At 39.3% G+C, this 2,157-nt stretch carries 3 protein-coding genes; 2 read left to right on the top strand and 1 reads right to left on the bottom strand.

The window, feature by feature from the left end:
• Together KNP95_RS15775 and mphN are read left to right on the top strand one after the other, a co-directional pair.
• Positions 1-182 (top strand): DUF3006 domain-containing protein (locus KNP95_RS15775; protein WP_214838328.1); only part of this gene is annotated, 182 nt, incomplete at its 5' end.
• A 538-nt stretch (positions 183-720) separates the two neighbouring features.
• Positions 721-1,611, top strand: a complete 891-nt coding sequence (mphN, locus tag KNP95_RS15770; protein ID WP_029596482.1) for a macrolide 2'-phosphotransferase MphN — start codon at positions 721-723, stop codon at positions 1,609-1,611.
• A gap of 69 nt (positions 1,612-1,680) precedes the next feature.
• On the opposite strand, the gene KNP95_RS15765 is transcribed toward mphN, so the two are convergent.
• Positions 1,681-2,157: hypothetical protein (locus KNP95_RS15765; RefSeq protein WP_214838325.1), on the bottom strand; the 477-nt coding region annotated here is incomplete at its 5' end.

Raw genomic sequence — 2,157 nt, 5'->3', positions numbered from 1 at the left:
TGGCTGTCGTCGAATTCGGAGAAGTGATGGAGGATATTCCAAAGTCACGACTTCCAGACACGGTTCAACCTGGTGACGTGCTTTGGTTTTATGAAGATGGGAAAGTTGAAGTGGACGCCAAGGAACGCAAACGATTATCGAGTGATATCGATGAGTTGATGGATGAGCTTTGGGAAGATTAAAAACGAGTATCAATTATTCATGATTGTATTTTTAAAACTTACAAATCAGTATTTTTTAATAAAGACAAATCGGCAAATAATTTTTATCTAAATATAAAGCTCGATTGACATTGAATAAAAACTGATATAAAGTCAACAGCATAATATTCACTAGGAGGATTGTTAAGAATGATGCACGCCGGGAGATTACGCCACCACACTTTGAACAATGGCTAATTGAATATGTTCAAAGGCTCTGTTTTCATAAAACAGAGTAAATGGGAGTAGTCTGCACATTTTTATCAATCTTTGACGAAGAAACCACACACTTACAAACATAGCAGATTTACAACTCTTTTTGTCGTGTCCTTTTATTTTTGATAATGGACGCTTCTTGGTTGTAGCTCATTTACTCTTGATCACAGACACCATTTTGTCTGTGATTTTTTTATGACTTCATTTAGTTAAGTCTAATTAGAAAAGATTGAAATGAAAAAGTATTAAAAATGCATACATTTCACTTGCTTATCGCACAACATAAAAATTGGAGGAACAAATCATGAACGAATTTAAACGGCTTGCAAAAAATAAAGGATTAGATGTGTTAGAGAATAGCATTGTGGTAAATGAATCGGGTGTTGATTTTCAAGTTGCTTATGCAAAAGATACGCTTGGTAGCAAGTGGATACTAAGAATTCCTCGAAGATTAGATTCGATGAGGAGCGCCTTGAAAGAAAAGGGGGCACTAGAAATTATGGAAGAACATGTGAGTTTTCAAGTTCCAAATTGGTCAATTTTTGATGATGAACTAATTGCGTATAAGCAATTAGATGGTGTTCCGGTTGCAACAATTGATGTAGAGCAACAAGATTACATCTGGAGTTTTGACAAAGAGAATACACCACAATCTTACTATCAGTCATTAGGTAAAGTGTTGGCAGAACTACACACATTACCACATCGACACTTCAAAGAAATCGGTATCAAAACTCTATATGCTAGAGATTTAAACAGTTCAATGAAGATACGGATGGAGAAGGTGAGACAGAAGTATCATGTGAATTCAGAGCTATGGGAGCGTTGGCAAGAATGGTTGGCGAATGATTCGCTATGGCCATCGCATGTAGGTGTAAGCCACGGGGATTTACACCCTGGCCACATACTAATAAATAAGAATTTTGAGGTCTCTGGTTTGATAGATTGGACAGAAATTAGTATTGCGGACACATCTGTGGATTTTCTATCACATCTATTACTGTTTGGTAAGGATGGTTTGACAAAGTTACTCGATGCTTACGACAATGCAGGCGGAAGAACATGGTCAAGAATGGATGAGCATATAATTGAGTTGTTAACAACCAGCGCAATAACTGTAGCTGAATTCGCAGAGATATCTGACCTACAAGATATGCGTGAAACAGCTGCTCATATGCTTACACAAAATGTATGAGGTAAAAGCAATGGCAGCGCTCTGAAATTGAAAAGGGTATGAATTTTAAAATCATCATACCCACGAATGTCACCAGAGTCTTTCGATGTTAAATAATGAAATTCTTGAAAGGGACTTTTGTTCTTCATCTAACAACACGTCATGCCAGTGATTTTCAAGCGATTTCAGGACCGGTCTCTCCAAACGATTGGTTTTTTCAAGATGGTGTAAAGGATGTACGGCACTTTCCGGGACGAAGTGACCACTGACCAATGGTTGATTCGGTAATGCGATTGTATAAGCCACAAGCTGATCTTCACTGAAGTCATGATTATTGGCGATGCCGAACTGCTGAAACCCGAGACCCATACCATGAATATACATGAGCGGCTCATCGACGCGATCCACCTTCAGGTTCGTCTCGAGGGCCGCTTTTGCGTTCAGATAGGGCTCCACCTCCTCGGGGAACACACTTTGTACGGCATGCACCCGTTCATAAAGACTGAGGTCAGCGTCTTTCCATCCCATTGGCCGCTCCAGCTGTTCAAGGTAATCAAGAGGGCTCTG

It is taken from the genome of Exiguobacterium sp. s36, assembly GCF_018618345.1.
In the GTDB taxonomy this organism is placed as follows: domain Bacteria; phylum Bacillota; class Bacilli; order Exiguobacteriales; family Exiguobacteriaceae; genus Exiguobacterium; species Exiguobacterium chiriqhucha.
Note: the sequence above shows the minus strand (reverse complement) of the source record. Positions and strands in the feature narration are given on the sequence as shown.

Coding starts and splice junctions, on each gene's coding strand:
- mphN (WP_029596482.1), top strand. CDS start 721: ATGAACGAATTTAAACGGCTTGCAAAAAATAAAGGATTAGATGTGTTA.